Annotated in this window: 4 protein-coding genes and 1 other RNA gene; all 5 read right to left on the bottom strand. The window is 49.4% G+C overall.

Annotated elements, in window-relative coordinates:
• Positions 1-161, bottom strand: a non-coding RNA gene (gene ssrS / locus PX481_RS24680) — 6S RNA; the annotation flags it as partial.
• Positions 162-400: 239 nt separating this feature from the next.
• On the bottom strand, positions 401-1,492 hold the full coding sequence (locus tag PX481_RS24675; RefSeq protein WP_004266791.1) for a D-alanine--D-alanine ligase family protein: 1,092 nt from the start codon (positions 1,490-1,492) through the stop codon (positions 401-403).
• A gap of 3 nt (positions 1,493-1,495) precedes the next feature.
• Positions 1,496-2,881: an ATP-grasp domain-containing protein gene (locus tag PX481_RS24670; RefSeq protein WP_004266792.1), complete on the bottom strand. Its 1,386-nt coding sequence runs from the start codon at positions 2,879-2,881 to the stop codon at positions 1,496-1,498.
• 25 nt (positions 2,882-2,906) lie between these two features.
• Positions 2,907-3,710, bottom strand: coding sequence for an O-methyltransferase (locus tag PX481_RS24665; RefSeq protein WP_002794105.1), 804 nt, complete (start codon positions 3,708-3,710; stop codon positions 2,907-2,909).
• On the bottom strand, positions 3,707-4,909 hold a 1,203-nt coding region (locus PX481_RS24660; protein WP_288096572.1), incomplete at its 5' end, for a sedoheptulose 7-phosphate cyclase. The genes PX481_RS24665 and PX481_RS24660, both read right to left, overlap by 4 nt.

Raw genomic sequence — 4,909 nt, 5'->3', positions numbered from 1 at the left:
AGTTTATGACCTGGGTTAACCAGGTGGGAACTTATATTCCGCGTTTCTGTTTCCGAGTACAAGCTCGGTTTACTACCACACGAATTGGTTATTTGCTCCCTTATCACAATCAAGCATAGATCAAAAAACTTGAAAGGCAGTCACCAACGTAGAAGCCCGATTTGTTTTCATCATAGCATTTTTTTTTCTCAGAGGCAAGAGGGGAGATTCAGTGATCAGTGATCAGTTATCAGATTTGAGTTTTCAGGTTACTTTTTACCGATCACAGCCAAAAAGCCTGCCAAAACCCAGCAATTCCCAGTAGATCCGTATGGGGGAAGTTCAGCTAAAAGAAGTTTGAAACGCTTGCTTGGCAATGCTTTGAAAATTTCATGGCTATTTCGGCAACCCGAATGTCCTGCTAAGAATAAGTTTCGGCTTTTGTGTCAATCTGCGCGCTCTTTGGGCGATCGCCCAAAGAGGCAGCCTCTCCCGCCACTGCCATCTGCACCATATTTTGAAACAGGTCTGTCAATGAAATTCCAGCAGCCTGAGCCATCATTGGAATGACGCTTTTCTGAGCAAACGAACAATACAAACCTGCTTCTAAAAACCACGGCTGTCCGTGTGGATCGATCCGAAAATCAAACAAACTGTAATGCCGACAGCCCAAAGCAACGTGACATTGTTTTGCGAGCGCCCAAACTCGCTGAGTCACTGGATCCCTAGGATCAACAATCCACGCCTTGGTTTTCTCTTTAGCAGCACAATCCAAACTACCATCTTGATTTTGCTTGAGTTTATCTGCATAAGTCCGAATCGGATGAGTTTCGGGATTCACGGCGTACTCTTCTAGCGGCAAGCAAACTAACTCGCCCGCTTGCACAATCACACCACAGCGAACTTCTCGACCCAGTTCGATAAACTCCTCAACTAAGACTTCATCTGCATACTCAAAGGCAGTTGCTAAAGCAGCATCTCCATCGGTTGTCTCGGTAACTAAACTCAAACCCAATGAATTATCGGAATGGTTCGGCTTAATAATCGACGGACGGGATACAGATAAGCAATCGCCTCGATGCAGAACCTTGCCAGCGGGCACGGTCACCCCGGCTGCGGAGACAACCGCTTTCGCCTTTGCCTTATCTGCCGCTAACGCCATTAGCTCAGCCGAATTTCCCACATACGGAATTTTGAGCAGATCGAATAGCGCACGGTACTGAGTCATTCCGGGCAGGCAGAACATTTGGGGCACCATCACATCGATCTGAAGTTGAATTAAAACCGCGACCGCTTCAGGGACTGAAACTGAGGGAGTCTGGGCGATCTCGGCATTGTCTAAAGATTTGGGAAACCGCCACCTCAAATCTGGCGACACGTAGGCAATGTGGAACTCATAGAGGTCTGGATTCGCCGTATTTTGTAGACAATCTTGGGCATAGAGTTGCGACAACTCACAGTAAAAATCGCTCACAGCAGAGCCAACTAGATGCAAAATCTGCAATTTTTCCATGCTCTAGTCTCCTCCCAGTTCAACAAGCTTGCCAATGTTGAAGTCAATCCGAATCCATTCACTGCCGCGCCGAAAACTTCCCAGCAGTAATAGCGGAATCTGCCAATGATGCACCATTAAAAAAGGGAGGGGATCGTCCCACTCAAAGATGGCATCTTTGCCGTTGACGAGAATCTGTAATCGTTGCCTGAGCATCTTTGGAGAAAGTAGCTGGGTTAGCAATCTCCAAACTTCGTGATAAGTCCAATAGGTTGGGCGGCTAGAGGCAAGTGGCTGAGCCATCTGGGGGAGTGGATGTAGATTTAGATAAGCCTGTGCTACATCAGGATGGTTGTAGAACATCGTGATGGCAGAGTGTGTGCGCGGATTGCATTCGATCGCATAAACCTGTCCATCATCTGCTGCCTGAATGAAGTCGAAAGACACTTGTCCCGTAAGGTTCAGCCCCTTGACAAAGGCGAGAATCCACCGTTCAATCTCAGAATGATCAACGTGTTCGTAGTTGACCTGAAACGCTGAAGACTTGCAGCAGCAGTGCAGCTGCACGTGTCCTTGACGAACAGTACTATGGGTACAATATTCTTGCCCTGGAATATACTCCTGCATAATCCAGGGATTTGCTTCAGAAATGGGTAGCGCTCGCAGAAAAGTCGCCGTTTCCTCAGCATCTCGTAGGGGCAACTGCGTCAGCTCCAATCGCCGCACTGAATCGTAAGGAATGCTTTTGAGGATATAGGGACGCTTTGCCTTACTAAAATCAAAGTCAATCACCTGCTGAGGATGGGTGATGCGATGGGATTTTGGCACGCTTAACCCTAGGGTTCCAGCGGCGATCGCAAAGGCGTACTTATCATCCAGTTGCTTGAGCCTCTCCACATCCACATGCATGACGGTGCAATGGGGCGCCAGCATTTCGGCAATGAGCGCATCATAATAACTGGCAACGGGGCTACAAACGGGAACGTAAACAGTAACCTTTTCTTTTTGCACAATCTCCAGTAATGCCTGAGCATACTGGGACGATTGCGGTTTTGGTATGGTGTAGAACCGATCAACGCACCGAGAAAAGCGGTGTCCGGTTAACCAGTACTTGTGCATCTCCACTAGGATGACTCGGTGCCCTGCTTTGTGAAATGATCGCGCAAGCTGCAAGGCTTTAGTCATCTTGCCGCCGCTAATGAGAACCGTTTGCGGATTTACTGTGGTTGATCGCGCCGGGCGAAGAACTAGCGATCTCAGCAAAGCAATCGACACGAGGGTAAGGTTGAACGGCAATGCCAGCAGCAGCAAAGTAAGAGTGGCAAGGGTTTTTAAGCGCGATCTCACCCCGATGCTGCCCGCACTGACCGCTGGCTCAGAGAGAAGCTTAACGGGAGCGGTTTTTATCATAGGTTTAAGTGGGCGGATTAATGGACTACATACGCCGAATCAAGGTCAAGCCGTCTCGCAGAGGTAGCAGGACTTGCTCAACTCGTGGATCGTGGCTCAGGGTTTGGTTGAACTGTGCGATCGCCTTGCCATTGGGCGTAGGCGTTTCCGAGAGATAGGGCTGCCCCTGCATCAAAGTATTGTCCGCACAGATTAACCCGTTTGGAGCTAACAGCGAGGTAGTCAGGAGCAGATTGAGGTAGTCGATGTAACCTGCTTTATCGGCATCAATAAAGACTAGATCGAACACCTCTCCTGCCTCTGCAAGCTGCTTGAGGGTTTCAAGAGCAGGCGCAACCTTGACTACGATTTTGTGTCCGGCCGTCGACTCGTTAAAACACTGCCGCGCAAATTCAGCCACATAAGCATCAACTTCACAAGCCACGACCTGTCCATCGCTGGGCAATGCCTCTGCCATCGCTAGAGCCGAATAGCCCGTAAACATGCCAATCTCTAGCACCCGTTGCGCTTGCGTCAAATGCACCAGAAATTTGAGCATTTGACCTTCCACATGCCCAGAGAGCATTTCCTGCTCTAGCTGGCGCACTGTTTCACCATCCGTAAATCGCTTGCTCCAGTCCTCCGCTTGAGTCCGTTGCACCAAGGCAGCCAAGGCAGGCGATTCGGGTGTCGTACAAACATCCAAATACGGGTCGAGTCCGCAAGCTAGGGCACAGACTTGCTGCAATTCAGCTTTGAAAACCGGATCAAGCCCATCGATCGACTCGGCGCGACCGACCAAGGCTGCTAACTTCGCTGAGATAATTCCAACGGGCGTAACGGGTCTCATACGCCTGCTCCCTCTAAGGCTGGCTCGAGGCGCACGTACATATCCTCACCATTGCCCTGACGAGGATAGTTTTGAGCGATCGCTCGGTGAACCCCTAAGGCATTGTCCAACTCAGATCGCGTTAGGTCGTTCATAAACACGCATTGCCCAATCGGGCGGGGAGCCGCTGCTCGCTGCAACCCATCGCGAGTCCGCGTAATTGCTTCGGTCGCTTTCCACAGGAGTTCTGGGGTGAGATAGGGGCTATCGATCGCCAGCCCCAATCGGCTCATTAAGCCTAAAATGCGATTGCGGTCTTCAACCGAAATATAGCCGCGCAACTGGGCGATTGTCGCCGTAAATGCCATATCAATGTTGACGCTATGACCGTGCAACATCGGTGGTTCTGGCGTTAATTCTAGCGTCGGACTCCAGGTATGACCGTAAGCAATCACTCGATCCAAATCTAGCTCATGCAGGTTGGGCACCTCTAGCTCTAACATGACTTGAATTGCCTTGTAAGTCAGACGGTGCCCCACAGCTTGCAACTCAGGGGTGCCATTCAGATAGCCAAAACGGCTGTGCAGCAATGCCGCACCATGTTCTTCTAGCAGCTCAAAGATTTCTTGATTGCCCACAACTGCAATCTTGATTAACTCTGCCATTCCGTTGCGAATTTGATCGATCGGCAAAGTTCCCAAAAATGAGAAATCAAGAATCACCTTTTGAGAGGCATGATACGCACCAAGACGATTCTTTAGTTTGCCGTGATTGACAGCAACCTTAATCGCCACGCTAGCATCAATCAAGCCAATCAAGCTTGTGGGCACGCGAATGTAGTTGGTTTTGCGACGATAGGCAGAACAAGCGAACCCAGCAACATCGGTCGTGAGTCCGCCACCCACAACCAAAACAGGCTCCTTACGCACCAGTCCAAAGTCGGCAAACGCATCGACAATCTTCTCGAAAGTTCTCAGAGTCTTTTCAGGCTCTTTGATACTGACTTGAAAAACAGTCAAATCGATTTGATAGTGAGCGAAGTACCGAACGATCTGCTGGCGATACAAACCGTAAACAGTTTGATCAATCACCATCAAGCAGCGTCTGAATGGTGCATAACTTTCGGCAATTTCGGGATTCCCAATTTTGAAAGCACCGTTTACATAGAGCAAACTGAAATCAATCTTTTCGTAGCCTTCAATATGAAAGGCACAATCTGT

It is taken from the genome of Microcystis sp. M53603_WE2 (genome assembly GCF_030065435.1).
Note: the sequence above shows the minus strand (reverse complement) of the source record. Positions and strands in the feature narration are given on the sequence as shown.